Annotated in this window: 22 protein-coding genes and 1 pseudogene; 14 read left to right on the forward strand and 9 right to left on the reverse strand. The window is 69.5% G+C overall.

Features of this window, described 5'->3' with window-relative positions; all coding sequences use genetic code 11:
• Positions 1 to 110 precede the first annotated feature (110 nt).
• Positions 111 to 2,270, reverse strand: a complete 2,160-nt coding sequence (locus tag ETD86_RS20130) for a DUF4158 domain-containing protein (protein ID WP_138667696.1) — start codon at positions 2,268 to 2,270, stop codon at positions 111 to 113.
• Positions 2,271 to 2,663: 393 nt separating this feature from the next.
• On the opposite strand from ETD86_RS20130, the gene ETD86_RS20135 reads away from it, so the two are divergent.
• The gene (locus ETD86_RS20135; protein ID WP_138667697.1) at positions 2,664 to 3,443 is read left to right on the forward strand and encodes a hypothetical protein; all 780 of its coding nucleotides are present in this window, start codon (positions 2,664 to 2,666) and stop codon (positions 3,441 to 3,443) included.
• Here the strand turns inward: ETD86_RS20135 and ETD86_RS20140 are convergent.
• Entirely contained in the window at positions 3,379 to 4,332 is a 954-nt protein-coding gene (locus ETD86_RS20140) for a helix-turn-helix transcriptional regulator (protein ID WP_246148024.1), read from the reverse strand. The genes ETD86_RS20135 and ETD86_RS20140 overlap by 65 nt on opposite strands.
• A gap of 101 nt (positions 4,333 to 4,433) precedes the next feature.
• Here ETD86_RS20140 and ETD86_RS20145 point away from each other — a divergent pair, with 101 nt between their 5' ends.
• On the forward strand, positions 4,434 to 5,168 hold the full coding sequence (locus ETD86_RS20145; RefSeq protein ID WP_138667699.1) for an alpha/beta fold hydrolase: 735 nt from the start codon (positions 4,434 to 4,436) through the stop codon (positions 5,166 to 5,168).
• A 21-nt stretch (positions 5,169 to 5,189) separates the two neighbouring features.
• Positions 5,190 to 6,290, forward strand: a complete 1,101-nt coding sequence (locus ETD86_RS20150; RefSeq protein WP_138667700.1) for a winged helix DNA-binding domain-containing protein — start codon at positions 5,190 to 5,192, stop codon at positions 6,288 to 6,290.
• Positions 6,291 to 6,550: 260 nt separating this feature from the next.
• Here ETD86_RS20150 and ETD86_RS20160 read toward each other — a convergent pair.
• Together ETD86_RS20160 and ETD86_RS20165 are read right to left on the reverse strand one after the other, a co-directional pair.
• Positions 6,551 to 7,288, reverse strand: a pseudogene (locus ETD86_RS20160) (Tn3 family transposase).
• Positions 7,289 to 7,310: 22 nt separating this feature from the next.
• Complete coding sequence (locus tag ETD86_RS20165) at positions 7,311 to 7,745, reverse strand: VOC family protein (protein WP_138667703.1); 435 nt, start codon at positions 7,743 to 7,745, stop codon at positions 7,311 to 7,313.
• Between the two features lie 405 nt (positions 7,746 to 8,150).
• Here ETD86_RS20165 and ETD86_RS57075 point away from each other — a divergent pair, with 405 nt between their 5' ends.
• Entirely contained in the window at positions 8,151 to 8,399 is a 249-nt protein-coding gene (locus ETD86_RS57075; protein WP_211370178.1) for a site-specific integrase, read from the forward strand.
• A gap of 148 nt (positions 8,400 to 8,547) precedes the next feature.
• On the opposite strand, the gene ETD86_RS20175 is transcribed toward ETD86_RS57075, so the two are convergent.
• Positions 8,548 to 9,435 (reverse strand): LysR family transcriptional regulator, encoded by an 888-nt coding sequence (locus ETD86_RS20175; RefSeq protein ID WP_138667704.1) that lies wholly within the window; start codon positions 9,433 to 9,435, stop codon positions 8,548 to 8,550.
• A 146-nt stretch (positions 9,436 to 9,581) separates the two neighbouring features.
• Here ETD86_RS20175 and ETD86_RS20180 point away from each other — a divergent pair, with 146 nt between their 5' ends.
• Genes ETD86_RS20180 through ETD86_RS20210 form a run of 7 tightly spaced genes read left to right on the forward strand, consistent with a single transcriptional unit; the run spans position 9,582 to position 17,638 of the window.
• Entirely contained in the window at positions 9,582 to 11,168 is a 1,587-nt protein-coding gene (locus tag ETD86_RS20180; RefSeq protein ID WP_138667705.1) for an ABC transporter substrate-binding protein, read from the forward strand.
• 11 nt (positions 11,169 to 11,179) lie between these two features.
• On the forward strand, positions 11,180 to 12,196 hold the full coding sequence (locus tag ETD86_RS20185) for an ABC transporter permease (protein ID WP_138667706.1): 1,017 nt from the start codon (positions 11,180 to 11,182) through the stop codon (positions 12,194 to 12,196).
• A complete protein-coding gene (locus tag ETD86_RS20190; RefSeq protein ID WP_246148025.1) occupies positions 12,193 to 13,089 on the forward strand; it encodes an ABC transporter permease in 897 nt (298 codons plus the stop codon). The genes ETD86_RS20185 and ETD86_RS20190 overlap by 4 nt, the downstream gene beginning before the upstream one ends.
• A complete protein-coding gene (locus ETD86_RS20195) occupies positions 13,086 to 14,060 on the forward strand; it encodes an ABC transporter ATP-binding protein (protein ID WP_138667707.1) in 975 nt (324 codons plus the stop codon). The genes ETD86_RS20190 and ETD86_RS20195 overlap by 4 nt, the downstream gene beginning before the upstream one ends.
• Positions 14,057 to 14,845 carry an ATP-binding cassette domain-containing protein gene (locus ETD86_RS20200; RefSeq protein WP_138667708.1) on the forward strand — a complete coding sequence of 263 codons (789 nt, stop codon included), beginning with the start codon at positions 14,057 to 14,059 and terminating at the stop codon, positions 14,843 to 14,845. The genes ETD86_RS20195 and ETD86_RS20200 overlap by 4 nt, the downstream gene beginning before the upstream one ends.
• 15 nt (positions 14,846 to 14,860) lie before the next feature.
• Positions 14,861 to 15,799, forward strand: coding sequence for a carbon-nitrogen hydrolase family protein (locus ETD86_RS20205; RefSeq protein ID WP_138667709.1), 939 nt, complete (start codon positions 14,861 to 14,863; stop codon positions 15,797 to 15,799).
• A gap of 42 nt (positions 15,800 to 15,841) precedes the next feature.
• Complete coding sequence (locus tag ETD86_RS20210) at positions 15,842 to 17,638, forward strand: serine hydrolase domain-containing protein (protein WP_138667710.1); 1,797 nt, start codon at positions 15,842 to 15,844, stop codon at positions 17,636 to 17,638.
• 625 nt (positions 17,639 to 18,263) lie between these two features.
• On the opposite strand, the gene ETD86_RS20215 is transcribed toward ETD86_RS20210, so the two are convergent.
• A complete protein-coding gene (locus ETD86_RS20215) occupies positions 18,264 to 19,313 on the reverse strand; it encodes a saccharopine dehydrogenase family protein (RefSeq protein ID WP_138667711.1) in 1,050 nt (349 codons plus the stop codon).
• A gap of 82 nt (positions 19,314 to 19,395) precedes the next feature.
• Here ETD86_RS20215 and ETD86_RS20220 point away from each other — a divergent pair, with 82 nt between their 5' ends.
• Positions 19,396 to 20,400 carry an AraC family transcriptional regulator gene (locus ETD86_RS20220; protein WP_246148026.1) on the forward strand — a complete coding sequence of 335 codons (1,005 nt, stop codon included), beginning with the start codon at positions 19,396 to 19,398 and terminating at the stop codon, positions 20,398 to 20,400.
• 316 nt (positions 20,401 to 20,716) lie between these two features.
• Here the strand turns inward: ETD86_RS20220 and ETD86_RS20225 are convergent, their stop codons facing one another.
• The 3 genes from ETD86_RS20225 to ETD86_RS20235 form a co-directional block, all read right to left on the reverse strand.
• Positions 20,717 to 21,850, reverse strand: coding sequence for an MFS transporter (locus ETD86_RS20225; protein ID WP_170223173.1), 1,134 nt, complete (start codon positions 21,848 to 21,850; stop codon positions 20,717 to 20,719).
• 121 nt (positions 21,851 to 21,971) lie between these two features.
• On the reverse strand, positions 21,972 to 22,310 hold the full coding sequence (locus tag ETD86_RS55270; RefSeq protein ID WP_170223174.1) for a hypothetical protein: 339 nt from the start codon (positions 22,308 to 22,310) through the stop codon (positions 21,972 to 21,974).
• A 174-nt stretch (positions 22,311 to 22,484) separates the two neighbouring features.
• Complete coding sequence (locus tag ETD86_RS20235; RefSeq protein ID WP_138667715.1) at positions 22,485 to 22,886, reverse strand: MerR family transcriptional regulator; 402 nt, start codon at positions 22,884 to 22,886, stop codon at positions 22,485 to 22,487.
• Between the two features lie 605 nt (positions 22,887 to 23,491).
• Here ETD86_RS20235 and ETD86_RS20240 point away from each other — a divergent pair.
• On the forward strand, positions 23,492 to 24,934 hold the full coding sequence (locus tag ETD86_RS20240) for a SulP family inorganic anion transporter (protein WP_138667731.1): 1,443 nt from the start codon (positions 23,492 to 23,494) through the stop codon (positions 24,932 to 24,934).
• A gap of 211 nt (positions 24,935 to 25,145) precedes the next feature.
• Positions 25,146 to 26,852 carry a S9 family peptidase gene (locus tag ETD86_RS20245; RefSeq protein WP_246148027.1) on the forward strand — a complete coding sequence of 569 codons (1,707 nt, stop codon included), beginning with the start codon at positions 25,146 to 25,148 and terminating at the stop codon, positions 26,850 to 26,852.
• Positions 26,853 to 26,916: the final 64 nt, after the last annotated feature.

Raw genomic sequence — 26,916 nt, forward strand, 5'->3', positions numbered from 1 at the left:
GATGGCCCGGATCGAGCGACACGAACAGAAAGAGCACCACTTCCAGCAACCCGCCGGCTGCGGCCACCAGCCTGTCGCACTACCAGCGGCCCTGTGAACCCTCGAATGACTTACGAACTGGACCACTTAGGAATGGAGAAGTGCCGGTTGGCGGCCATGGACAGCTCATGCCCGCTGACCCCGGGGATGTGCCGGGCCGCCTCGTATGGGCCCATGTTGGTGCCCTTGACGAACGTGGTGATCACATACCGGCCGAACGGGTCGCTCAACTTGGGGTCGCTGCCCGAGGCCGGGCCGAAGCGGTGCCACCATTCGATCCAGTACGCGGTGCGGGCCACGATGCCCAGCAGCGAGCGCTCCGGCATCCGCGCCTTGATCGCCTGCTCCAGCTTGCGGGCCGAGGGCCGCTGCTCGTCGGCCCGGTGGGCGGCCAGAGTCGGCACGCCGGTCTTCGGATCGATGAACAGGTCCTCGTTGTCGGGATAGCCGCCGTCGGCCGCGGCTGCCGCCGCGGTCAGCTTCTCGCGCAGCTCGGCGGTGAAGGCTGCGGCGTCGAACGGCCGCACATCGCCGGCCTCGCGCAAGCCCACGTCCACCAGGTACTGCGGCAGCTTGGCCTCCACCACCTCCCAGCTCAGCAGCTGCCGACTCCAGTCGGCGTACTCCTCCGACCCGATCACCGCCACGTCCCCGGTGCGCAGTTCTTCGGTCAGGTAGCAGAACACCATCGCCTCGAAATGGCGGCGCACCAGCATCCCCGGCCGGTGACGGTCCCGCACCGCCTTCTGCCAGTTCTGGGTGGCGAACGAGACGTCGACCACCTGGCCGTCGGCGTCCACTTCGGGCAGGTAGTCGCGGGCGGTGCGATGGCGCCGCGCGTGCTCCAGCGCCCGCAGCACGCGGTCATCGGCGCTGGTGGCGCGGAGCTCCAGCAGCTCGGTCAGCTCGTACATCACCGGCCGGTCCTTGCGCAGTTGCCCGTACAGCAGCACCTCCCAGTTGTCTCCGTGATGGGCTGAGACCTTCTCGATCTGCTCGTACTGCTGGGCGAACCCGCCCAGCCCGTCCACCGCGGCGCTCACCGCGACCAGCGCGCCGGCCTGGGCCCGCACCGCACCGGTCAACGCCATCAGGGCCGCCACCAGGCGGCCGTTCAACCGGCGCGCGGCCTCGGTCACGTCGGCCCCATCGTCCAGTCCGGCCAGCGCCTGCACCACCTCACCGCTCAGCTCTGCAGCCTTGGCTCGACCGGCCTGCACCGGACCGCCGTCATCGACCTGCCGCAGCAGCGTGTGATAGTTGGCGATCAACGTCTCCACCAGAGCCTGCTGCCGACGGTGAATCTCCTCCAGTTCCGTCTTGGCCCGCTTGACCTTCGCCGCCACCCGCTTGACGAACATCGTGGCCAGCTCGTCCCGAGCCCGCATCCGCGCCTTGTGCACTAGGCAGGCCAGCAGCGCCGCCCGCTTCATCACCGCGTAATCGCCAAGCACTCCAGCATCGGCCATCGCCGCCTCCCCGGCGAAGTCGGTGACCTTGCCCGCAGCCACCTCCTGCAGCCACACCGTGCTGTCGCCCAGGCCATCGACCCAGGCCAGGTGCTTGGCCAGGTTCTTGAAATGCGACCAGCTGGCCCGTTCGGCGCTCTGTTTGAGCCGGTTGAACAGCGTCTTGCCGTCCGGGCCACGGTCAGTCAGCAGCTTCAGCAGCCGCTCGCGATGCGCCTCGCTCAGCCGCTCGTAAATTCCCCCGCAGATCACCTTGTTCACCTCGGCGCGCAGCGCCGACGCCATCGCATCCAGCGTCGAGAACGCGGGCAGCTCCAGCCCCGTCTCCACCAGCTTCTCCAACGCGGTGTTGATCAGATCGGCCGGGTCGTTCTTCGCGGCGGCCTCGGTCCGGATCACCTCGTCAGCGACCTTGCGGGCCTGCGCCTGATCGTAGGTAAGCCCGACTCGCTGGCGGATCAAGGCTCGATGCTGCTCCCCGGTACGGGGCGACGCGTGTACCGGCACGGTTCCCTCCGGCAGTTCCACCACCCGCCGGACGAACTCCGCCACCATCTCCGGGACATCGGCCAGCTTGGGAAAGCAGCCCATCCGCTGGTACGACTTCAACATCACCAGCAGCGCGAGCTGATGGTCCTCTGACTGGGTGCGCTCGGTCGCCCACGCGGCCTCCGCCTCGCTCGGCGAGAAGAACACATGCAGCTCACGCGCCGTGATCAGCCGCTTGAACCGCGGATACGCCGTCCGCTCGATCGAGGTCATCCGCCGCCGCCAATCTCCCCAAAGCCCGGCCTCAACCCCCGATCCACCGCGCTCACCGTAACGGCGGTCTCATCCCACCCGCCCCAAAGTCACCAAACCGCAACCGCGCACCTTCAAGATCGCGATTGTGGGTTTTGGACTTACCTTGGCTACACCCCTCTGACGTGACGATGAGAATATCCCCGGGTTGGGGGTGCGGCTGCTGCACGGGCCCGGCGGGCAGGGTAAGACCCGGCTGGCCGCCCGCTTCGCTGAGCTGTCGAGCCAGCCCGGCTGGCGGGTCTGGCAAGCCACCGGCAACCCTCCGGGAGCTCCCGCGGCCCAGAGCATCGCCGAGGCCGGCCCGGGCGGGCAGGGCTTGCTGCTGGTGGTCGACTACGCCAGCGCTGGCCGGTGCCGGCCCTGCAGGAGCTGCTGCAAGAGCCGGTGCTGCACGCGGGCTGGGCGCGGGTGCTGCTGCTGGCCCGCCCCGCCGGAGTGTGGTGGGAAAGCATCGCCGCCTGGATCGAGCGGGTGCTGGACGTCGACGCCGACGCCCAGGCGCTGCCGCCGCTGGTGGCCGAACCGGCGATGCGCCGGCCCTTGTTCGCCGACGCCCGCGATCACTTCGCCGCCCACCTCGCCCTGCCGCCCGAACAGACGGCCACGATCGCCCCGCCCGCCGGGCTGGCCGACGACGATGACTACGCCCAGGTGCTGACCGTGCACATGGCCGCGCTGGCCGCAGTCGATGCCTGCCTACACGGCGAGCACGAACCCACCGATCCGGCACGTGCCTCGGCCTACCTGCTGAGGCGGGAACGGGAACACTGGGCCGAACTGCACCGGCGCACCCCCGAACCACTGGCCAGCGACCCGATCACCATGGGCCGGGCGGTTTTCACCGCTACGTTCACCAGGCCGCTGACCCGCCCCGACGCTCGGCAAGCCCTGCGCCGGGCCGGGCTGGCCGACAGCACCGAGCAGGCCAACACCCTGCTGGATGACCACCAGTACTGCTATCCGCCCGCACGCGCCGGCACCCCCGCGCCGGCGAGCGCTCAAAGTCACAGAGGTGCTCCAGGTCAGTATGACGGCGAACATGGGGTTGCCGCGGTAAATCCGGCATTTACCGCGGCAGGGTTCCCGGCTGTCGTTCGGCGGCGGCAGCGAGTTGACCCGCCAGGTCCTTGAGGGCTTGGCGGAGTTCGTCTGGGCTGTGGATGGTGAAGGGCCACTCGAGCGAGGCGAGCAGGTGTGCCATGCCGTCAAGGCGTTCCGCCCGTGCCTGCATCAGCACGCCGACGGGTTGGGCGGTGAGCGTGACAGCCGTGTGCGGCAGCCTTCGGGCGATCTCGTCGAGAGGGCCGTGGATCGTCACCTCGACCTGCCAGCGGTAAGGCCCCTGGGCGAGGGTCGCAGTGAGGTGGGCGACCGGGTCGAAGCCATCAGGGGTGGCGAAGGTCTGTGGGCGGGGGGTGATGGAGGCGATGCGGTCGATACGGAAGGTCCGCAGGTCGTCGCGGAGGTGGTCGTGGCCGACGAGATACCAGCGGCCGGTATGGAAGACCACGCCATAGGGGTCGATGTCGCGCTCGGTCTGGTCCTGCCGCCAGGACAGGTAGGCGATGCCAACGGTCGTCTTGGCACGCGAGGCCTGGGCCAGGGCCAGCAGGACACCGCTCCCGGGTGCCTGCGCGCTCACAGCATTGGCGGTGAAGTACAGAGTCTCCCGCATGGCGGCGAGCGGTTCCCGCAGGGCCTGCGGAAGCACCCTCTCGATCTTGGCGCGGGCGCCCGCGCCGGCCAGCACCGTCGTACCCATCCCGAGCCGTTCGGCCGCAAGGAGTCCGAGGACGACGGCGAGGGCCTCGTCATTGGTGAGCACCAGGGGCGGCATCCGGTAGCCACGGGCCAGCTGGTAGCCGCCATAGCGACCGCGCTCGGCCTCCACGGGGATGCCCAGGTCGCGCAGGTGGGCAACGTAGCGGCGGACCGTACGGACATCGGTGTCCAGCCGGTCGGCCAGCTCACTCCCGGTGAGCCCGGCGTTCGACTGGAGCAGTTCCAGCAGGGTTAGCACACGGGTCAGGGGATGTGACACGGATCACTCGACATTTCAGGGCTGATTCTGTCCTGTATCCACTCTACGCTCCCCGCAGCACCTCACTTCAGGGAGATCACATGACCACCTTCGTACTCGTTCCCGGCGCCTGGCTCGGCGCGTGGGCCTGGCAAGACACCACCGACGCGCTGCAGGAGCACGGCCACACGGCGCTGGCGCTGACACTGACCGGCCTGGCCGAGCGCGCTGAGGAGGGCGGGCCCCAGACGGACCTGGACACGCACATCGCGGACATCACCGACTTCGTCGAGAAGAACGATCTGCGCGACGTCACCCTGGTCGCCCACAGCTACGCGGCCGCCCCCGTCACCGGGGCAGCCGGGCGACTCGGCGACCGGCTAGAGCGCGTGGTCTATGTGGACAGCGCCCCGTTTGCCGCAGGCATGTGCATGCTCGACCTCATGCCGCCGGAGGCAGCGGACCAGCTGAGCCAGCAGGTCGCGGCCCACGGCGACGGCTGCCGGCTCCCGATGCCGCCTTTCGAGATCCTGGGCCTGTCCAACAGCCTCGACGGCCTCGATGAGGACCGGCGGGACGTGCTGAGCGCACGTGCCACCCCTCAGCCCTTCGGCACCTACACCCAGCGGTTGGCCGGTCCGGTCGAGCCCGGCCCCGGTGTGGACCGTGTCCTGGTCGCCTGCCGCAACTTCCAGGGCCTGCTGGACAGCGGGGTGCCGATGCTGGCCTTCCTCAACCACGCGCCGTGGCGGCGCTTCGACCTGTCCACCGGGCACTGGCCAATGCTGTCGGCACCTGCCGAGCTCGCCGACATCCTCCACACGGCCGTCTCCTGACCGAGACTGATGTACAAGCCCATGCTTGACCGCGAGAGCGTCCGCGGGCTGCGGGCCCGCGCGCAGGCCCTGGCCGACGGAGTGCGGGAAGCCTCCGCCGCGGCGGTCGTCCGCCGGGTCTTCGCCATCCAGGCCCAGGATGCCATGGCCGCCGACCTGGGCATCCGGGTGCGCGGGCGGGACATCACGGGCGCCGGCATCCGCGCGGCGTACGAGGACGAGCGGAGCATCGTGCGCGGCTGGTTCATGCGGGGCACCCTGCACACCATCGCCAGCTCGGATGCCCGCCGGGTGCTGCGGCTGCTCGCTCCCCGCATCCTCGCCGCAACCAGCCGCCGCTACCACCAGCTCGGCCTGGACGACGACCTACGCCAGCGATGCGACCGTCTCATCCGGCGCGTCCTCGCCACGCACGGACCGCTCACCCGGCCCGAACTGACAGAGCACCTGGCCACTGTCGGCGTTCAGCCGGACGGGCAGGCGCCGTTCCACCTGATCCGCCACGCGGCACTCACCGGAGTCCTCTGCCACGGTCCTCGGCGCGGCGAAAAGGCCACGTATGTCCTGCTCGACGACTGGCTGCCGGCCGGCGCCGGGGACTCCCGGCGGGAGGAGGACACGGCCGTCGCCGAGCTCGCCCGCCGCTACATTCGCGCCCATGCGCCCGTAGGGGTGGACGACTTCGCCACCTGGTCGGGTCTGCCGGCCACCCTGGCCCGCAGGGCCTGGAAGACGCTGGCGCAAACCGGCTCGATCACCGAGTACGGCGCGCTGAGCGTGCCGACCGAGCGCATGGAGGAACTTCGGGACAGCCCCGGCACCCTTGATGTGCGGATGCTGCCTGCCTACGACAACTACCTCGTCGGCTACCGCGGCCGAGAGTTGTCCGTTCCCGCCGCTCACCAAGGCCGGGTCTGGCCGGGCGGCGGCATCATCCGTCCCACGGTTGTCGCGGATGGCCTGGCCATCGGAACGTGGGCCCGCCGCGATGCCGGCCGTGTTGTCCAAGTGGCCGCGTTCGAACCCCTGTCGTCGCAGATCCAGGCCCTGGTCGACGCGGAAGCCTCAGCGGTCACCGCTTTCTGCGGCCACCCGCCTGAACGGGCAGGGGCCTCCCGGTAGGCGCAGATACGGAGCCGGCCGGGGCATTGCAGCCGTGCCCGGCCGCCGTCCGGACGGCGGCTTCCTACCTGGTTCCTCATGCTCGGCCCAGGCGGACCCTTCGCCTCCCGCAAACCCGCCAGCGCCCTGCAACAGCAAGCAGAACGTGTCCTTGCCCTGCTCGCATGAGCGAACAGTAAGAAGGATTCACCCTCAGTCAGCCTCTGAACGGGCGCCGTGATCTGCTCGGCGGAACACGAGTGTGGGGATCTGTCTCCTCGTCATTGCTCCAGATCGTCGTCAGCATCGGCGGGGTCACGCAGGTCACGCAACCGGCCGGGAAGTTCGGGCCGGTTGAACGGGTAGGAGCCCACGAAGTTGATGTGCTCCCACTGCAGCGGGGACAGGTGGGCCCTGATCTCCGGACTGATCTTCATGCCGCCAGCCGCGAGTTTCTTCACCGCGGCGTCGATGTAGAGCGAGTTTCAGTAGACGATCGCGTTCAACCCTAGGCCGAGAGCGCCGAGCTGGTCTTCCATACCGAGCTCGTAGCCGCGCTTCAGCTGGCCCAGGTTGCCGAAGAACACCGCCCGGGCCAGCCCGTTGCGGCCTTCGCCGACATTCAACTGGGCGCCCATCATCCGCCGGTAGTCCTCCAGGTGGGCCACATGCAGCAGGTGCATCGACTTGAAGATCCGCCCGTAGTGCGCGAACGCTCGCCCCAGGCTGGTGATGCGGCCCTCGGCCATCATCATCCGGATCAGGTCATAGGCCCGCACCTGATTGGTGACCAGCGACCCGGCGACCTGCAGCATGTCCGGCCAATGCTGCTTGATCGCCGCGATGTTCACCCGCCGCAGGTTCAGCTCGTTCAACCGGCCGTACCCGGCTGCCGACGGTGTGGAGCGCCTGTCGGCCAGGCCAACATCGGCCGGGTCGATCCACCACTGCTGGGCATCGGAGATGTCGGCGATGCGGGGCGCGAACTGATAGCCGCAAATCGCGAACAGACCGAACACAATGTCGGAATTTATATGGACACTAGCTCAGGCAGAACTCGTTGCCCTCGATGTCCTGCATCACGAGGCACGACTCGTTTTCTTCATCGGCGGGCAGGAGCCGCACGCGTTTCGCGCCGAGAGGGATCAATCGTGCGCATTCGGCCTCGAGGGTTGCCAGGCGCTCTGCACCGACGAGTCCGGTGCCGACCCGCACGTCAAGGTGCAGCCGATTCTTGACGACCTTGCCTTCGGGAACGCGCTGGAAGTACAGCCGCGGACCGACACCCGAGGGGTCGCTGCATGCGAACCATGAGTCCCGCTGCTCGGGCGGCAGCGTGCGATTGAAGTCGTCCCAACTGGCGAACCCCTCAGGCGGTGCCGGCGCGACATACCCCAACACCTCGCACCAGAAGCGACCGACACGCTCAGGTGAAGCGCAATCGAAGGCGACTTGAATCTGCTTAACGGATACCATGGGAAAATCCTCCCATAGATCACTATGCGTACCGTAATCGCCCACCGTGCACCCCAGCCGGATTGGCGAAGTCCTGAAAAGATCCACAGCTCCAGCCTGAACGCCTCGCCCGCCGAAGGGTTGCGGGATAACCTTCGTTATCTGGCAAGACCAAGATCGAATGGCCATGGTAAGCAGGGAATCATCCCTCCACGATGGGCCGTTCGATTCCCAGTGGGTCGTGCGCCACGACCTGCTCGACGCCAACCCCATGGACAAGATCGACACCATCAAGGTGGCCAAGAACCTGCCCCGCCCCGCCCCGCCGCGACCGTCGACGTCACCAAGGTCCTCAATTCGATCTGCAGCCGCCGACCGCGCAAGGACGTCCCCCTCGACCGGCTCCGCGACCGGGTCCTGTTCGAGATGATCTACGTGTGCGGAACCCGTGCCGCCGAAGCCTGCGTCCTCGACCTCGACGACTTCGACCTCCGCCAAGACGACGAGCACGTCCGCATCTACGGCAAGGGCGGCACGGTCCGCACCGTCCTGCTCGACGACCACGGCTACGTCGCCCTCCTCAAGCTCTACCTGAGTCGCGCCGGTTGCCTCCTCGCCGACGACGTCGCAGACACCGAGATCCGAGCCGCCCGCCGACGCCGCGACCGCCGCTGACCTGCACGCTCACCTGCTCCACACGTCACTACACACAACCAAGATCAATCTCAAGAGGTCGGCGGCTACTGCCGCTGCGAATGAGCTCACCGACGGTGGATAGCAGCCGCTGATTACGCTTGAACCTGAGTAGAGGCCGCTGACCGCCTCACGGTGCGGCCTGCGCGCCGTAGCGATCCACGCAGTAGGAGCTCAGCCGCTCCACCAGCGGGGCGATCGTGGCGGCGGCATAGTGGCTGGCGGACCAGCCGGCGAACAGGCTGATCGAGATCGGGCCGTCGGTGCCGTCCACGCTGACCGGGTGCAGCCCGTAGCGGGGGTCGTCGGACACCACGGCCACGCCGCGACCCGCCGCCGCCAGCGCCTGCGCGATCTGCGGGATCGACGTCTCGAACGCGGTCGCGTAGCGCACCCCGGCGCGCAGCGCCGCGTGGTCGAACAGGCGCCGGGTGCCGTGCTCGGCGGTGAGCAGCAGCAGCGGCTGCTCGGCCAGCTCGGCGATGCCGACCCGGGCGCGCTCCTCCCACGGGTGGCCGGGCGGGGGGTAGGCCAGCACGGGCAGCCTGGCGACCGCCCCCCCGGCCAGGTGCAGCGGCGGCGGCGCCGACGAGATCGCCACGTCCGCACCGCGCCACAACGCGTCGTAGGCGTCGGCGGGCAGCACCTCCTGCACGGTGATCATCGCGTCGTGGCCGCCGGTCGTCGCGATGAACGGCGCGATCACGTCCGCGATGGTGGTCACCGGCGCGGCGATCGTGATCCGCGAGACCTGCCCGGTGCCCAGCGCGCGGGCCGCCTCCTGCGCCGCGGCGGCCCGCGCCAGCAGGTCACGGGCGATCGGCACGAACTGCCTGCCCGCCGACGTCAGCCGCAGCCTGCCGCCGCCGTGGTCGAACAGCGCCAGCTTCAGCTCCGCCTCCAGCCGGCGCAGTTGCCGTGACAGCGACGGCTGGGCCACCAGCGCCGCCTCCGCCGCCCGGGCAGTGGTGCCGTGGTCGACCACGGCCAGAAAATAGCGCAGGTGCCTCAGTTCCATCGGACCTATGCCTCCAAGGCATCGGGACTGAAGTGCATGGGTATTGGACGGCATAGTGCCTGATGGTGAACACTCCTCGCAACCACCCCAGCGGTGACCGGCGCCGTACCGGCTGAGGGCCTGCTGATGACCTTGAGGAGTCCACGATGACCATACGTGTGGGCCGCGTCTCCACGGCCGGTATCGCACTCGCGCTGGCGCTCACGGCAGGATGCTCAGGCGCCTCCGGTGCGCCCAAGGCATTAGCGAAGGCGGTGCTGAAGGTCGCCACCACCGCCAACGTCACCACCTGGGACCCGGTGAAGTCGTTCTCCACCGAGGTCTTCTACCTGGCCAACGTCTACGAGCCACTGCTGTGGAAGAACCCGCCTGGCTCCGCGCAGCCCTACACGCCCGCCCTGGCCGAGAGCTGGGAAGCCAGCGCGGACAAGAAGACCTGGACCTTCCACCTGCGTCCCGGCGTGACCTTTCACGACGGCGAGCCGATGAACGCCGCCGCGGTCAAGGCGTCCATCGAGGCGGCCAAGGACCACGGCGGCGCGGCGTTCATCTGGGCGCCGCTGAAGGAGATCACCACCCCCGACGACAAGACCGTCGTGATGAGCCTCAGCTACGCGGCGCCGATGGAGCTGATCGCCTCGTCGATGTACGGCGCGTGGATCGTCAGCCCCAAGGCCCTGGCCGCGGTCAAGGCCGACGAGAAGTACTACGAGAGCGGCAAGGACGGCGGCACCGGCGCCTACACGGTCGCCGAGTACACCTCCGGGCAGCGCGTGGTCCTCAAGAAGCACGCCGCGTACTGGGGCGGCTGGGACAAGGGCCAGTACGCCACCGTCGTCAACACGATCACGCCTGAGGCCGTGGTTCAGCAGCAGATGCTCACCGGCGGCCAGGTCGACATCGCCACCAGTCTCCCGCTGGAGAACATCGGCCGGATGCGCTCGGACCCGAAGCTGTCGGTCATCGACTGCGCCACGGCATCCAGCTACCTGGGCTTCTTCAACACCGCCAAGAAGCCGCTGGACGACCCGAAGGTGCGCCGGGCGCTGTCGTACGCGATTCCGTACAAGGAGATCATCGAGGTGGGCGCGCAGGGCTTCGGCACCCAGGCGCGCGGCCCGGTGCCGGCCGGGGTCTTCCCTTACTCCGAGAGCACCCCGCAGTACGTCCAGGACCTCGGCAAGGCCAGGGAACTGCTGGCCGACGCCGGTTACGCGGACGGCGGCGGCCTGAAGCTGAAGCTCACCTACGCGGCCGAGAACCAGTCGCAGAAGCGGTTCGCCCCGCTGATCAAGGACGCGTTCGCCAAGGTCGGCGTCACCGTCGACGTGCAGGCGATCCTGTTCAACCAGCAGTGGGAGCAGGCCAAGGCCGGCCCGGCCAAGGCGCAGGACATCTTCCTGCTGCTGTACTGGCCCACCTACTCCGACGCCGGCTCGGACAACCTGTGGTCGCTGTTCCACTCCAGCGAGAAGCCGTTCTTCAACCTCAGCTACTGGAACGACGCGAAGTTCGACAAGCTCGTGGAGAAGGCGGGCACCCTCACCGCGACCGACCAGGCCAGGGCCCGGGCGATGTACGGGCAGGCCATGAGCCGGCTGCACGAGCAGGCACCCGGCTTCTTCCTCTACGACGTGAAGGCCCCGCTCGTGGCGCCGAAGGGGATCACGGGCCTGACCTGCAACCCGGACTACTCCTTCAACATCTTCTTCCACCGGCTGGCTCCGGCATGACGCCGGGAGCGATGCCGCGATTCCTGCTCCGGCGGGCGGGGACCGCCCTGCTCGTCATGCTCGGGACGACGTTCGTCACCTTCCTGCTGGCCCGGGTGGTCCCCGCCAACCCGGCGGTCAGCTACCTCGGCCCGAAGGCCCGCCCTGACGAGATCGCCCGCATCGAGGCGCAGCTGGGCCTGGACCAGCCGCTGCCCTACCAGTACGGCCGCTACCTGTGGGACCTTTTGCGGGGCGACTGGGGCACCTCCATCGGCACCAAGCTCCCGGTCACCGACGAGATGTTCGGCCGCCTGCCGGCCACGCTCGAACTGCTGCTGATCGCGATGCTGCTGGCCTGCCTGATCGGCGTCGCCCTCGGCGTGGTCGCCGCGGCGCGGCAGAACCGGTTCCTGGACCACCTGATCCGGTTGCTGGCCATCGGCGGGGTGTCCGTGCCCGCGTTCTGGCTCGGGCTGCTGCTCCAGGTGTTCGTCTTCGGCGGGCTCGGCCTGTTCGAGCTCACCGGGCGGCTCGACCCGGACCTGGAGTTCACCGACCCGCTGCGCGAGATCACCGGCTTCCACCTCGTGGACGCCCTGCTCACCGGGCACCTGACCGCGCTGTCCGACGCGGCGGCGCACCTGGTGCTGCCCGCGCTGACGCTGGCGGCCTACCCGATCGGCGTCATCGCCCGGATGACCCGCGCGAGCATGCTGGAGATCCTGGCCGCCGACCACATCCGCGCCGCCCGCGCGTACGGCCTGCGGGAGCGGATCGTGCACTGGCGCATCGCGCTGCGCGGCGCGCTGCCGCCCACCACGACCGTCGCCGGGCTCACCCTGGCCTACTCGCTGACCGGCACGTTCTTCGTCGAAGTGGTGTTCAACTGGCCGGGCCTGGGGCTGTTCGCCTCCACCGCCCTGCTCAACATGGACTATCCGGTGATCATGGGCATCACGCTCTTCGGCGCCGCCGGTTACGTGCTGGTCAATCTGATCGTCGACCTGGTCCAGGCGCGCCTGGACCCGAGGGTGAGGTTGTCATGAGCCGTCCGCCGGGCATGACCGGGGTCGTCGAGGCCGCCGCGCCCACCCGGGCCCGCCAGGTCGTCGCCGCGCTGACCCGCGACCGGCTGGGCCTGCTGGGCCTGGTCCTCATCGCGCTGCTCGTGCTGACCGCGCTGTTCGGCCCGTGGCTGGCCCCCTTCCCGGAGCAGGGGGCGGGCCTCGCCGACGTGGCTCGGCACGACCTGCCGCCGGGCGGCGCCCACTGGCTCGGCACCGACCCGCTCGGCCGGGACGTGCTGTCGCGCATCATCTTGGGGGCCCGTCCCGCGCTGGTCGTCCCCATCCTGGTGGTGGCGCTGGCCGTGCTGATCGGCGTGCCGCTCGGGCTGGCCGCCGGCTACCGGGGTGGGCGGTTCGACGAGATCGTCATGCGGATCGCGGACATGTTCCTGGCGTTCCCGCCCCTGCTGCTGGCCATGGTGATCGTCGCGCTGCTCGGGCCGAGCCTGCTGCACGCGGCGCTGGCCCTGGCCGTGTCGTGGTGGCCGTGGTACGCCCGCCTGGTCCGCGGCCTGACCGCCGCGCTGCGCGACCGGCCCTTCGTCGAGGGCGCCCGCGCGCTGGGGCTGCGGCCGTTCACCGTGCTGTCCCGGCACGTGCTGCCCAACGCCGCACCGCCGGTCATCGTGCAGGCCAGCGTCGACATCGGCACCGTGATCCTCGCGGTCGGCTCGCTGGCGTTCCTCGGCCTCGGGCCGCAGCCGCCCACTCCCGACTGGGGGCTGATGGTCGCCGAGGGCCGCACCTACGTGATGACGGAGTGGTGGTTGTCGGCCTTCCCCGGCCTGGCGATCTTCCTGGCGGTGCTCGGCTTCAACCTGCTCGGCGACGCCCTGCGCGACGTGCTCGACCCCCGGTCGGTGACCCGATGACTGAACTGCTGACCGTCGACGACCTCACCGTCGAGTTCACGCGCGGTGGCGCCGCCGTGCGGCCCGTGCGTGGCGTCAGCCTCACCGTCGCGCCCGGGGAGATCGTCGGCGTGGTCGGTGAGACCGGCTGCGGCAAGACGCTGACCGGCCTGTCCGTCCTCGGCCTGCTGCCGCCGGGCGCCCGCGCGAGCGGATCGGTGCGCCTGGACGGCCGCGAGATCATCGGCGCGCCGCCGTCGGTGCTGCGCGACCTGCGCGGACGCCAGGTCGCCATGGTCTTCCAGAATCCCGGCACCGCCTTCGACCCGGTACGCACCATCGGCGCCCAGTTCGACCGCGTCATCCGCGCACACCGCGGCGGCTCACGCGGACGGGCACGCGAGCACGCCGAGCGGCTGCTGCGCGACGTCGAGCTGGCCGACACCGGGCGGGTCCTGCGGGCCTACCCGCACCAGTTGTCCGGCGGCATGCTGCAACGCGCCATGATCGCGCTGGCGCTGAGCTGCGACCCGCGCCTGATCATCGCCGACGAGGCCACCAGCGCGCTCGACGTCACCGTGGCCCAGCAGGTGCGCCGGCTGCTGCTGCGGCTGCAGTCGGAACGGGGCTTCGGCGTCCTGTTCGTCACGCACAACCTGGCCGAGGCGTACGACCTGTGCGACCGCGTGTACGTGCTCTACGCCGGGCAGGTCGCGGAGACCGGGCCGACGGCGGAGGTCTTCGACGCGCCCGCGCATCCCTACACCCGCGCCCTGCTCGACGCCCTGCCCCGCGCGGACCGTGCCGGGACGACACTGACCGCGCTGCCCGGCACCGTCCCGTCGAGCGTCCTGGCCGTCACCGGATGCGTGTTCGCCAACCGCTGCCCGCGCGCCGAGGAGACGTGCGAGCACAGCCCGCCCCCGCCGGCCGCCGTGACCGCGTCACGCACGGCGGCCTGCCACTTCGCGGACACCGGAGGCCCGGCATGATCCTCGACGTCCAGGACCTGCTGGTCCGTTTCCCCGGCGTGACCGCCGTCGACGGCGTGTCCCTGTCGGTGGCCGAGAACGAGTGCTTCGCCCTGGTCGGCGAGTCCGGCTGCGGCAAGACCACGCTCGCCCGCACCGTCCTCGGGCTGCAACGGCCCGACGGCGGCACCGTGGCCATCGCCGGGACGCCGCTGGCCGGGCTGCGCGGCCGCGCGCTGCGGCGGCTGCGCGCTCAGGTGCAGATCGTCTTCCAGAACCCGTACGCGGCCCTCAACCCGCGCATGACCGCGGGCCGCCTGGTCGACGAGCCGCTGCGGCTCGCCCACCCGGACGCCGGCCGCGACGACCGGCGACGGCGGGCCGAGGAGCTGTTCGACGCCGTCGGGCTCACCGGCACCCACCGGAGCCGCTACCCGCACGAGCTGTCCGGCGGCCAGTGCCAGCGCGTCGCCATCGCCCGCGCGCTGGCCGTCGGGCCGAGGCTGCTCGTGCTCGACGAGCCCACCTCGGCGCTCGACGTGTCCGTGCAGGCCCAGATCCTCAACCTGCTCGACCGGCTGCGCCGCACCCGCGGCCTGTCCTACCTGCTCATCTCGCACGACCTGGCCGTCGTGCGGCACCTGGCCGACCGCGTCGGCGTCATGCGCGCCGGCCGGCTCGTCGAGCAAGGGCCGTCGGCGCAGCTGCTCGACGCCCCGCAACACCCGTACACCAAGGCGCTGCTGGACGCGATGCCCGGGCGAGGGCGCGCCGCGCTGCTCGCCGACACCATCGAGGCGTCCTGACATGAGGAGAATCACGTGAGTCGCATCATCGGCATCGTCGCCGCCCAGGTAGCCCCGGTCGAGGGCGACCCGGAGGCGACGTTCGCCAAGTTCGCCCTCGAGGTGCGCACCTGCGCCGCGGTGACTCCCTCACTGGACCTGCTGGTCTTCCCCGAGTACTACCTGACCGGCATGGGCAGCTACGGCGCCGCCACGCCGCCCGGCTACCTGGACTCCGTCGCGCAGACCATCCCCGGGCCGCTGACCGACCGGATCTGCGAGCTGGCCAAGCAGACCGGGAAATGGATCATCCCCGGCTCCATCGTGGAACGCGCCGGCGACGCCCTGCACAACACGGCGCTCGCGATCTCACCCGAGGGGGAGATCGTCGCCCGCTACCGCAAGCTGTTCCCCTGGATGCCGTACGAGACGTCGGTGCCCGGCGACGAGCACGTCGTCTTCGACATCCCTGGCGTCGGCCGGTTCGGCCTGGCCATCTGCTACGACGGCTGGGTCCCGGAGATCATGCGGACGCTGGCCTGGATGGGCGCCGAGGTCATCCTGCAGCCCACCTACACCCGCACCAGCGACCGGGCTCAGGAGCTTGTGCTGGCCCAGGCCAACGCCATCACCAACCAGGTGTACGTGGTCAACCCGAACATCGGCCGGCTGTTCGGCACCGGCCGATCCGTCGTCGTGGACCCCGAAGGCCGCGTGCTGGCCGAAGGCGGCAGCGGCGAGGAGTTCCTCACCCTCCACCTCGACCTGGACCTCGTGTCGACGATCCGCGAGCACGGCACCGCCGGCCTCAACGCGCTGTGGAAGCAGTTGCGTGATGCCGCACCGCCGTTCCCGCCCGCCGTGCACGGGTACACCCAGGGCGAGGTGATGCGCGACCTCGGGCCGCTGCCGGGCACCCCGGCCACGGCCCACCCCCGGACCAACCCGAACGGCCGCCCGACCGCCGTGGGCTGAGCCCGGTCCCCCATCCGGTACCACCCTCGTACGGGAGGAACCATGCGCACACCCCCCATCCGCCGCCACGCATTACGACTGGCCCTGGCCGCGCTGCTCGGCACGTTCGCCGTCGCCACCGGGGCGTCCCCGGCGGCGGCCGCCGTCACCCCGGTACCCGGCGATCCGCTCACCGGCTCAGGCGCGGTCAGCCGCACCCTGCTCACCAAGGCCGAGCTGACCGGCGGCACGGCGACGTCGACCATCGCCGACAGCGCCTTCGCCCTGCCCGCTGCCGCGGCGATGCCGCTGCACACCTTCTCCGGCCGCCTGGAGCTCACCGGCGAGGCGACCGGGGGCGGCTTCACCGAGCTGGAGGACGACTTCGCCTACACCAACGCCGGTGACTCCCCGCGCAAGCACCTGCCGGAGATCTCGCTGGAGTTCGTGCAGAACGGCAGCCACCTCATCCCGGTCGAGCAGGGCCTGCGGATCACCGGCAACGCCGTGTGGAACCTGCTGGTCAGCCCCGGCCGGGCCTGGTCCGAGACGGGCGACGGCGGCTGGTCGCGGGCCTCGGTGCCGTTCGCGCTGGTGCAGCGCAACGCCAACTGCGTGCACAACGCCACCATGACGTTCCTGTTCAACGCCACCAGCGTGTCCCAGGTGCGTTACCAGGTCACCCAGGAGACCTGCCTGTACTTCAAGTTCGACCTGTGGGGCCAGCTCCCCGCGACGTACACGCCGTACCCGGTCGCGGGCGCGGAGGCCGTCCGGAACGCGCACGCGGCCGAGGTCGCCGGGCGGCTGCCCACCAAGCCGATCGCCGCCCTGGCCGCCGACCACCCGTCCGCCGGGCTCGACCTCGCCGCCTTCGGCAGCGGCGTCACGCCTGCGCACATGAGCGCGTACGGGCTGCTCCACGACGGGGTCAACTACGTGTCCGGGTGCTCCACCCGGCAGGGCACGTACCCGTTCTGCGAGGTGATGCGGCTGCCGTCGTACTCGACCGCGAAGTCGGCGATGGCCGGGACCGCGCTAATGCGGCTGACCCAGACCCACGGCACCGGCGTGTCCGGTCAGCTCATCCGCGACTGGGTGCCCGAGCACGCCTCGGCCACCGGTCGCTGGGCCGGCGTCACGATCAATCACACGCTGGACATGGCCACGGGCAACTACCGCTTCGCCACCTACATGACCGACGAAGGCGGCGCGATCGTGTCGGACTTCCTCTCCGCCGAGCCGTACGCAACCAAGATCGACCTGGCCTTCGACTTCCCATCGCGGGTCGCGCCGGGCACCAAGTGGGTCTACCACACCACCGGCACCTTCATCGCCACCCGCGCCATGCGCAACTACCTCGGCTCGGACCTGTTCGACGAGCTGCGCGACGGAGTGTACGTTCCCGCAAAGCTGAGCAGGGGCGCGCTGACCAGCCTGCGCACCGGCAACAGCGCCACCGGGCAGGCCTTCGGCGGCTATGGCCTGTTCTACAACCGCGACGACATCGCCAAACTGGCCAAGCTGTACAACAACGACGGCGGCGTCGCGGGCGGCGTCCAGGTGCTGCACCCGGGTCTGCTCGGCGCCACCATGCAGAAGGACCCGGCCGACCGGGGCATCGCCACCACCAGCGCGGCCGGCTTCCGCTACAACAACGGGTTCTGGGCCAAACAACTCACCCCGGCCGAGTTCCCGCAGTACGACTGCTCGTTCTGGGTGCCGTTCATGAGCGGATACGGCGGCATCACCGTGGCGATGCTGCCGAACGGCGCGACCTACTACTACTTCTCCGACAACGACGAGTTCTCCTGGTACGCGGCCGTGCACGAAGCAGGCAAGCTCGCCCCGTACTGCTGACCACTGCCGCCGGTGAGATTCTTGGTTTCCTCGCTGAATCTGGCCGAACGGGTTTCAGCGCCGTCCTGAAAGGGCTGGCCTGAGGTTGGCGGGATCCCGTCTGATCATCGCGACCAGGCGGGATCTTGTCGTTTCAGGGGCTTTCGAATCGGGTTCGTCCTGGTTGAGGAAATCGCGGCGCAGGCGCCCGGGAAGGCCCGGATTATGTCAGAGCGTTTTGTGGACACTGTTCCGCTATTACAAGGTGTTGGCAGCCGACGCCGATGATCGACCAGTTTGGACGGCAGCACCGCTCCGCACCGGAAGTTCCTTGGGTTCTGCGGCCAGACGGAGATCGGCGAGGCGAGCTTTGCTCCCCCTAGACTCCGTTTCATGATTGGCGGAGAAGGGTGAGGCCACCGCCATCGTGTCCATCAGCCAGGTGGACGCGCAGACGGCAGTCGCCGAGGATCCGAAGGTTTAGGCCCTCAGCTCCCGAACGTGTCCCCAGCCGCCAGGTAGCTGATCTACAGGTCTTCGGGGGCTAGCCCGAAGAGGTCGGGAAAGAGCTGGGCCTGATCGGGATCCGACGACTGCCCCAGACGATCACACACCATGGCTGATTGTTGACGGAGAAGGCTCATTGTCAGGTTGCCGGCGCGTCCTCGACGATCCACTGGATCCCATGCGGGATAAGAAAATCGAGGAAGGCGGTCGGGTGGTATGCCTGGGCGGGTGCGAGTACTCCCGGCTTGGCAGGTTTGGCGATGAGACGGCGGGCGCTTTCGACGGCGATCACCGCGGTAATGCCGTAGGTGTCGGGACCCTGGACGATGCCGCGGGCGCGGCGGCCGTCGGTACTGGTGGCGTCGAGCACGTAGGTGAAGTGCTGGGTGCGTCGGCTGTCCTCATCGGGTCCTTCAGGCAGGCTTTGGATGATCTCTGGCGTGAGCGGGGTGTTCAGCTGGGCGCCCAACGCCGCCTCGGTCAGCCCCTGGACATGCCGGACGCGGATATGACGGGGGATGGTCACTACCTCCGACACGGGGAAGGCCATCACCGGGGTCGCCTCCGACTGTCCGGGCAGCGTGATCGCGGTGTGGCGGGCGGGCATGCCGGGGCGCCAGTCGCCGTCGTGGTAGGTCATGCCTCCCGCCTTGATGGCGTCGGTCGTTTCGACCAGCGAACGCAGCGAGCCGCGTGACATGCCGCCGCCGACGACCACGTGGGTGGTGACAATCTCTTCGACCGATTCAAGGCGGTCGGCCAGGATGTGGGCCATGAGGTCGACCGGGACGCAGCCGTCGTTGGTGGCGGGTACGACGGTGACCCCGGCATTCTCCGCCTCCGTGGTGAAGGTGTCGAAGATCTTCTTGACGTAGAGCTGCTCGCCTGAGGTGTCGACGTAGTGGCAGCCGGCGGCGATCGCGGCGCGGACCACGGCCTCACCTGACGAGGTGAACGGTCCGGCGCAGTTGATGACGCCGTCGCAGTCGTGGAACGCGCGCACAAGCGCCTCATGGTCGCTGGTGTCGGCCACGCGTCGTTCCGCGTCGGGAAGACCGACCGCCGAGGCGGCCTCCTCCAGACGCGCGAGATCACGTCCGGCCATGACCGTCTCGATGTCGCGTCGTGCCAGTTCGGTGAGCACCAGCTTTCCCTGGTATCCACTCGCGCCATAAACGGCGATCTTCATGTCATCTCCTCACGATGGGAGCTGCGCGGTTGCTCAGCCCACAAGCACGTTAAGGCGCTGATGCAAGACGATTGAATGCGTGATGCGCTCTGGAGTTTGCGTCATCGTCTTCGCCGAGGCCGTCCTTGGTTACGCTGGCCGCGTGGATGTTCTGTCTGATGTGGTGAATGCGGCGCGTACCGGTCGACCCCACTCGGGCCGGGTGATCAGGTCCGCTCCCTTCGCCCTGCGGTCTCCGGCGATGCCGTCTGCCGGGTTCCACATCGTTCTCCAGGGAACGTGCTGGCTTCTCCCAGCGCAGGGTGAGCCGATCGCGCTCGGGCCGGGCGACGTGGCGTTCCTGCCGCGCGGATCCGCACACGGTCTGGCCGACGACCCGTCCACCCCTGTAGGCGAGCCGCCCACAACGCTCACCGGAGTCCATGATGGCCGCGAGGACGAACCCTCAGCCGACCGGCCGCCGACGGTGGTCATGCTCTGCGGCGCCTACCTCCTGGACGGATCCGGGCCACATCCACTCCTGAACGACCTGCCCGAGGTCATCCACCTACCGACGCGGGTAGGGCGCCACAGCGAACTCCGCGCCGCGATCGAACTCCTCGGCGTGGAACTGGACAGCGACGCCCGCCCAGGTTCCGACACCATCCTGCTCACCCTGCTGGACCTTCTCCTGCTCTACATCCTGCGCGCGTGGTTCGAACAGCAGCGCGTCTCTGGCCACTCCGCCACCGGCTGGGCCGCAGCCCTGCACGACCCCGCCGTCGCCGCTGCCCTCCGCGCCATCCACGAAGACCCCAGCCGGCAATGGACCGTCGAGGAGTTGGGCTCGCAGGCCCGCCTGTCCCGCGCCGCCTTCGCCCGGCGGTTCACCCATCTGGTCGGCCAGCCACCGCTCACCTACCTGACATGGTGGCGGATGACCACCGCCGCCCGGCTCCTGCGCACCTCCGACGCCCCCGTCAACACGATCGCCCAGCAGGTCGGCTACAGCTCGCAGTACACCTTCACCCATGCTTTCAAGCGCCAGTACGGGGCACCGCCCGGCAGTTACCGGCACCACGCCGGCCGAAGCACAACACCCGCGTAGGGATCTTCAAGGTTTGGCGGCCTATGACATGCTGGTTGCTGAAGTTCTGCGCCCCACCTCGCCTCCCCACGGCCAGACCCGTGCAGGGCAGGCCTGTCGGGATCAGAACGATTTTCAACACACTGCGGACCACGACTTGCCGACCCAGGGGCGGCCACGCGCCCAGATCGCCGGTCCGTCGCGCTCCCAACGAAATCCGGTGGCAGGACGACCTGATCAAAGTCTTCGGCAAGGCGATCAGAGGCACTATCCCTTTCTCCCGTACTTGGTCTGCCCCCTATGCGATCCAGCAACGCGCCTTCACCGACCGCGCCGGCTAACGACCGCGCAGCGCGGCCAGGGCGCACCCGACGCCCGCACTAGAGATGGCCGCACTCACCGCGATCGCCGCGCCCCATCCCATCGTCTCGACGGCCCCCGCATACAGCGGCGGCCCGAGCAGTGTGCCGAGGCTGCCCGCCTGCGTGAGGGCTGCGACCGCCACGGCGACGCGATCACCCGCCACCGCGGGAAGGGCCGCGAACAACGCGGAGACGGCCAGGCCGTTGAGCACGAGCACTGCCGCCGCGCACACGGCCACGACCGCCACCGGCATCGGCGTGAAGATCCCGGCGCTCAGCGGTGCCATGAGCAACGCCGCGGCGATCAGCCTGGCGGGTCGTGCGCCGCCCCGCAGGCCCGCGCCCGCGGCCAGGCTGCCGAGCACGCTGCCCGCCGACACCACGGCGGTCAGCAGGCTGGAGCTCGTATCGGACAGGCCCGACTCGGCCGTGAGATAGGCGGGAAGGATGGTCACCACGCTGACCCCGATCAACGCGATCAGCGCGAACCCGGCCGCCACGGCGGCCACCGCCCAGCCCGCACCGGCTCCGGATCCCTGATCGGCCCTCTCGCGCCGGCCGGTCCGGGTATCGCGGGGAAGCGTGGCGGCCAACCCCGCCACCACCAGGGTGATCCCCCCTACACCGACCGCCTGGCCACGCCATCCGGCCGTTCCCACGAGCGCCGCCCCGGCGGTGGCCAACGTCAGCCCGGCCGGAATGCACAACCCCCACAACGCCAGCGCGCTCTGCCGCGCCCTGCCGGTCGGCAGCCGGGCCAGCAGGCTCGGCCCGGTGATCATCACCAGCGCATAGCCTGCGGCCTGAATCACCCGCACCGCGAACAACGCTGCAGCGCCGCCCGCGAACGCCGCTCCCAGCCCTGCCGATGCGAGCACCAGCAGAGCCGCCAGGAAGATCCCGCGCAGCCGCCGGCCCTCCAGCCAGATGCCCAACGGCAGACACGTGAGCCCGGCCACCAGCGTGATCAGTGACGACAGCCAGCCCACAGCGCTGAGCGGCAGGGCGAACTCCTCGCCCACCGCCCCGAGAAACGGGATGAATTGCCCCAGCGCCATGCTGGCCACCACACCCGCCGCCAGCACGACGGCACCGACACGAGCGCTCATCCGGGCGCACCTCCCCATGCATCAGGGAGACGCGACCGGACAACCCGGCCCGACCCTCAAACCCCGGATGGGCGACGCCTCAACGAGGATCCTCAAGCGGCGGACGGCCAGGCCGCCGCGATCATCCTACGTCCCAGATTTCCGAGGCGGACACATCGGTTTGCATGCTCAGTAAACCGATGTGGCCGCATTGATCTGGAGTGGGTTGGCCGGTGGGAGCGATCCTGGCGCGGGTGTGCGCGGCGCAGTTCATGGTGGTGGTCGATGTGTCGGTGATCAACGTCGCGCTGCCGTCCATCCGAGACGCCGGGTCGGTGACGTGGGCGACGTGCAGCAGAGTATCGCCGTCGTCGCCGGCCAGCACCGCGTACGAGCGCAGCCGCGCCCCTGGCCACGGCGGCGCCTGCCACGCCGCCGCAGTGGCCTGCGCTGCGGCCTCCTGCCGCTGCGGCGAGCCCACCCTCTACGTTCCGAACAACGCCATGCACTCGGGGTCCGGAGCCGCGACAACGTCGGGGCGTACCTCGATCACACCTGACCTCCTTCGCACCCGCCTGCGGGCCATCCCTCAGGCCCATCCTCAAATCTCGACCGCAGGAGAGATCAAGGCGGCAGACGAGCTCGGACACTCCGGTCAGGCAGGGCCGCCGGTCAGCTGGCCGGCGCGCCGCTGCAGGTCGGCGGCGAACTCCTCGGCCCTGCTCAGCTGAGTGCGCAGCGCCTCGCAGCGCTCGCGGGTGGCCTGCTCGAACCGGCCCAGCCGCGCCAGCAACTGCTCGCGCTCGGCCGCCTCCAGGGCTGCCGCGCCGCTGTTGTCGAGCCGATCGGTGATGGACAGCAACTCGCCCATCTCCTCCAGCGTGAAGCCCAGCGGCTTCATCCGGCGGATCACCATCAGCCGGGCCACATCGGCCTCGGTGTAGAGCCGGAAGCCGCCCTGGCTGCGGGCCGATGGCCGCACCAGGCCCACCTCGTCGTAGTGCCGGATGGTCCGCAACGACAGCTCGGTGCGCGCCGCCACCTGCCCGATGTGCATGTGATCCCCGCTGTGATCTCTGCCACTGCTCGCCGGATCCGGGACTTCGCCCTGGGTGGCGGAAAGCGCCGATCCGTCCATGTTTCGCACGACCTCACTGCTCAACTGGTGGCGGCGGTGCGGGCGGCCATACCCGACCCCGCCAAATCTCTACCCTAACGTTACGGTAGAGTTGCCGATGGCCGGACCGCATTGGGGTGTCCCGGCACAGACCGGACATCCCGCCACTCTGGCACATCCGGCCCACGACACGTACCGGCGCCGGCCGAGCGCCAATCCCACGCGAGGTAAGGAACATCGACGCGCGCATGCCTTTGATCACCACCGCCTGCTGCCCGCCGTGACCTGCCCGCGGCAGCGCCGCTGACATCATCGTCCGGCTGGCCGCCTTCTTCGATTCCGGGCCCCGCCCGCGAGCGTGCCCCTGCGGCCGCTGCCCGGCTGCCTCCCTTCCGTGCTGCCTCCTGCCCTGGCCGTGGCACGCTGCCCGCTGCCCCATCGAGGGCTGTTCCATCCGTGAAGGACGCCTGTTGCCTCGCTCATCTGTGCCCGCCCGTCCGTCAACGACCCTGGCCGCCCGCCTGCGACCCGGCCGCCCCGGCTGGATGAAGCCCTCGGTGGCCCGCACCGAGATCCTGTCCGGCCTGGTCGTCGCGCTCGCCCTGATCCCCGAGGCGATCTCGTTCTCCATCATCGCCGGAGTCGATCCCAGCGTCGGGCTGTTCGCCTCCTTCACCATGGCCGTGGTCATCGCCATCGCCGGCGGCCGGCCCGCCATGATCTCCGCCGCCACCGGTGCCATCGCCCTGGTCGTCGCCCCGCTGGCGCGTGAGCACGGCCTGGGCTACCTGATCGCCACCGTCATCCTGGGCGGCCTCATCCAGATCGTGCTCGGCGCGCTCGGCGTGGCCAAGCTGATGCGGTTCGTACCGCGCAGCGTCATGGTGGGCTTCGTCAACGCCCTGGCCATCCTGATCTTCATGGCGCAGGTGCCAGAGCTCATCGACGTGCCCTGGATCGTCTACCCGCTGGTCGGCGGCGCGCTCGCGCTGATGGTGTTCCTGCCCCGGCTGACCAAGGCGATCCCGGCGCCGCTGATCTCCATCGCCGCGCTCACCGCGCTGACCATCGGCGCCCACCTGGCCGTGCCCACCGTCGGCGACCGCGGCACCCTGCCGTCCTCGCTGCCCATCCCCGGCCTGCCGGACGTGCCCTTCACCCTGGACACGCTGACCCTCATCGCGCCGTACGCGATCGGCTTCGCCCTGGTCGGCCTGATGGAGTCGCTGATGACCGCCAAGCTGGTGGACGACATCACCGACACCCGCTCCTCCAAGACCCGCGAGTCCATCGGCCAGGGCATCGCCAACATCGTCACCGGCTTCTTCGGCGGCATGGGCGGCTGCGCCATGATCGGCCAGACCATGATCAACGTCAAGAACGGCGCCCGCACCCGCCTGTCCACCTTCACCGCCGGCGTGCTGCTCATGGTCTTGTGCATCGTCTTCGGCCCGCTGGTCTCCCAGATCCCGATGGCCGCCCTGGTCGCCGTCATGATCCTGGTCTCCTTCGGCACCTTCGACTGGCACTCCATCGCCCCGGGCACGCTTCGACGCATGCCCGCCGGCGAGATCACGGTCATGGTCGTCACCGTCGCCGTCGTCGTGGCCACCCACAATTTGGCCTTCGGCGTCGTCGTCGGCTCCCTGACCGGCCTGGTCATCTTCGCCCGCCGCGTTGCCCACCTGGCCAACGTCACCGCCTGCCTCGACCCCGACGGCCACCAGGTCGTCTACGCCGTCACCGGTGAGCTGTTCTTCGCCTCCAGCAACGACCTGGTCTCCCAGTTCGACTACGCCACCGACCCCGACGACGTGGTCATCGACCTGACCGACGCCCACATCTGGGACGCCTCCTCCGTGGCCGCCCTGGACGCCGTCGAGGCCAAGTACGCCGCCCGCGGCAAGACTGTACGGATCATCGGTCTGAACCAGCCCAGCGCGCGCATGCACGGCGCCTTGTCCGGGGAGCTGTCCGGCAGCCACTGACCTGGCTGACCTGGCGTCCGCCTGCCAACTCCAGATTGGGCCCCAGCGCGGACCTGACGTCTGAGGTAGTTCGTAAAGCGATGGTCACCGAGTGGGTGCCGACTCTATGTGCGAACATCGGGCGATGCTGACCGAAGAGATGGTGGTTGACGCGCGGATGCCCGTTGGTCCGGTGGTTTCGCCGGATGGGCGGTGGGTGGCATATGGCGTGATGCCAGGCAAGACGGTCTGGGTGGCGGGGGTGGACGGGAATGCGCCATCGAGGAAGCTGGGGGAAGGGATCGACCCCAAGTGGTCAGCTGACTCGCAGTATGTCTACTTCCGGACGGAAGCGCAGCTGCATCGGGAGCGGGCTGAAGGGGGCGACCGTAGCTCGTGGAAGGGCGAGGTGAGCACCTACCTACCGCTCGCCGACTCCAACACTGTGGTCGTGCTCTCGCCGGACCTTGGCGAGAGCGATCCGTGGGTGTGGAGCGAGGCTGGGAACCATGGCCGGCTGCGGCTGCTCGACCTGCGGAGCGGTGCGGTCAAGACCCCAGAGGTCTTTCAGGGGCGGCATGTGGTCGAAGTGGCCGAGCGGCCCGGGGGCGGGATGCTCGCCGTACTCACGCAGGAGTCGGCCGATCCCGATCCCGGCGAGCTGACGCCACGCCTGCACCTGTTCGACCCGGCCACCGGCGAGGTGCGGGAACTGGGCGCGGCGGCCGTGTCGGCGGGCTCGCTCACCTGGTGGGAGGGAGAGGACGGGTGGCATGTGGCATACGTCGCGACGACACCGCCCGGCATCGCCGGCGGGAACGCTGTGCTGGATGTCGCGCTGACGGAGGGGAAGCACCGTAATCTCACCGAAGGTCTACCGGTCTGCCCGCTCAACCTGACCGCTGGTGGGTTGGCTCTGGTCGCGAACGGGCTGGACTCCGCGATCCATCGCCTTGACCCGGCCACGCGAAGGCTCGTCGAGGTTCTGCCCCTGCGGGGCCTGGCGTTGTGGCTGACGGCCAGCGCGGATGGCGCGACGGTCGCGGTGGCCAGGAGCGAGGCGCACGAGGCACGATCGGTCTTCGCGGGTCCTGTCCAAGGTCCGTTGGTACGGCGCAGTGACACCGCACCCGAGCTGCGGGACATCGAGTGGGGTGCCCAAGAACGCCTTTCCTATCGCGCGAAAGACGGGTTGGACCTGGATGGCCTACTCGTCCTGCCGCCCGGCAAGTCCCGCGAGGACGGCCCGTTCTCCTTGGTCACGATCGTGCACGGCGGGCCTTATGGACGCTGGGCCGACCAGTTGCTCCTGCATCACTACGAGCCCGCGCAGTGGTTGGCCGCCGAGGGTCACGCCGTCTTCCTGCCCAATCCCCGGGGTGGCCAGGGTCACGGGCACGCCTTCGCCACGAACGGCATTCTCGGCAGGGAGGAGTGGCATGACCTGCTCACCGGCATCGACCTGCTGATCGAGCAGGGGGTGGCTGACCCGGACAGGTTGGGCATCGGCGGCTACAGTCACGGCGGATACATGGCCGCTTGGGCAGTTGGTCAGACCGACCGCTTTAAAGTGGCGCTGGTGGGTGCGGGGATCAGTGACTGGGGCATGCTCGCCGCGACCGGCGAACTCGGCGCGTTCGAGGCGGCGCATGGTGGCAGCACCGGCTGGGAGGGGGTGGGCCCGCACCCACATGACGAGCGGAGCCCCATCTCCTACGCCACCAAGATCCGAACCCCGGTCCTGATCGTTCATGGTGCACAGGACACCAACGTCCCGCTCAGCCAGGCGGAGTTCCTTCACCGGGCCCTGCGCAGGTTCGACGTGGAACACGAGTTCGTCGTCTACCCGCGTGAGGGCCACAACATCGCTGAGCGAATCCACCGTATCGATCTGCTACACCGTACCAAAACGTGGTTCAGCCGCCTGAACGCGTCTTAATCAGTCCGGTCGATCTCGCGAGAGACCACCGTTTTCCAGCCCACGAAAGTACTTGCTCGGGGCT

Source organism: Nonomuraea turkmeniaca (assembly GCF_005889735.1).
GTDB classification, from domain to species: Bacteria; Actinomycetota; Actinomycetes; order Streptosporangiales; family Streptosporangiaceae; genus Nonomuraea; species Nonomuraea turkmeniaca.

Excerpts from the sequence above, each read along its gene's own strand:
- ETD86_RS20130 (WP_138667696.1), bottom strand. The coding sequence starts at position 2,270 with ATGACCTCGATCGAGCGGACGGCGTATCCGCGGTTCAAGCGGCTGATC.
- ETD86_RS20145 (WP_138667699.1), top strand. The coding sequence starts at position 4,434 with ATGACCACCTTCGTACTCGTTCCCGGCGCCTGGCTCGGCGCGTGGGCC.
- ETD86_RS20150 (WP_138667700.1), top strand. The coding sequence starts at position 5,190 with ATGCTTGACCGCGAGAGCGTCCGCGGGCTGCGGGCCCGCGCGCAGGCC.
- ETD86_RS20165 (WP_138667703.1), bottom strand. The coding sequence starts at position 7,745 with ATGGTATCCGTTAAGCAGATTCAAGTCGCCTTCGATTGCGCTTCACCT.
- ETD86_RS57075 (WP_211370178.1), top strand. The coding sequence starts at position 8,151 with ATGATCTACGTGTGCGGAACCCGTGCCGCCGAAGCCTGCGTCCTCGAC.
- ETD86_RS20175 (WP_138667704.1), bottom strand. The coding sequence starts at position 9,435 with ATGGAACTGAGGCACCTGCGCTATTTTCTGGCCGTGGTCGACCACGGC.
- ETD86_RS20180 (WP_138667705.1), top strand. The coding sequence starts at position 9,582 with ATGACCATACGTGTGGGCCGCGTCTCCACGGCCGGTATCGCACTCGCG.
- ETD86_RS20185 (WP_138667706.1), top strand. The coding sequence starts at position 11,180 with ATGCCGCGATTCCTGCTCCGGCGGGCGGGGACCGCCCTGCTCGTCATG.
- ETD86_RS20190 (WP_246148025.1), top strand. The coding sequence starts at position 12,193 with ATGAGCCGTCCGCCGGGCATGACCGGGGTCGTCGAGGCCGCCGCGCCC.
- ETD86_RS20195 (WP_138667707.1), top strand. The coding sequence starts at position 13,086 with ATGACTGAACTGCTGACCGTCGACGACCTCACCGTCGAGTTCACGCGC.
- ETD86_RS20200 (WP_138667708.1), top strand. The coding sequence starts at position 14,057 with ATGATCCTCGACGTCCAGGACCTGCTGGTCCGTTTCCCCGGCGTGACC.
- ETD86_RS20210 (WP_138667710.1), top strand. The coding sequence starts at position 15,842 with ATGCGCACACCCCCCATCCGCCGCCACGCATTACGACTGGCCCTGGCC.
- ETD86_RS20215 (WP_138667711.1), bottom strand. The coding sequence starts at position 19,313 with ATGAAGATCGCCGTTTATGGCGCGAGTGGATACCAGGGAAAGCTGGTG.
- ETD86_RS20220 (WP_246148026.1), top strand. The coding sequence starts at position 19,396 with ATGCGCTCTGGAGTTTGCGTCATCGTCTTCGCCGAGGCCGTCCTTGGT.
- ETD86_RS20225 (WP_170223173.1), bottom strand. The coding sequence starts at position 21,850 with ATGAGCGCTCGTGTCGGTGCCGTCGTGCTGGCGGCGGGTGTGGTGGCC.
- ETD86_RS20235 (WP_138667715.1), bottom strand. The coding sequence starts at position 22,886 with ATGCACATCGGGCAGGTGGCGGCGCGCACCGAGCTGTCGTTGCGGACC.
- ETD86_RS20240 (WP_138667731.1), top strand. The coding sequence starts at position 23,492 with ATGAAGCCCTCGGTGGCCCGCACCGAGATCCTGTCCGGCCTGGTCGTC.
- ETD86_RS20245 (WP_246148027.1), top strand. The coding sequence starts at position 25,146 with ATGCCAGGCAAGACGGTCTGGGTGGCGGGGGTGGACGGGAATGCGCCA.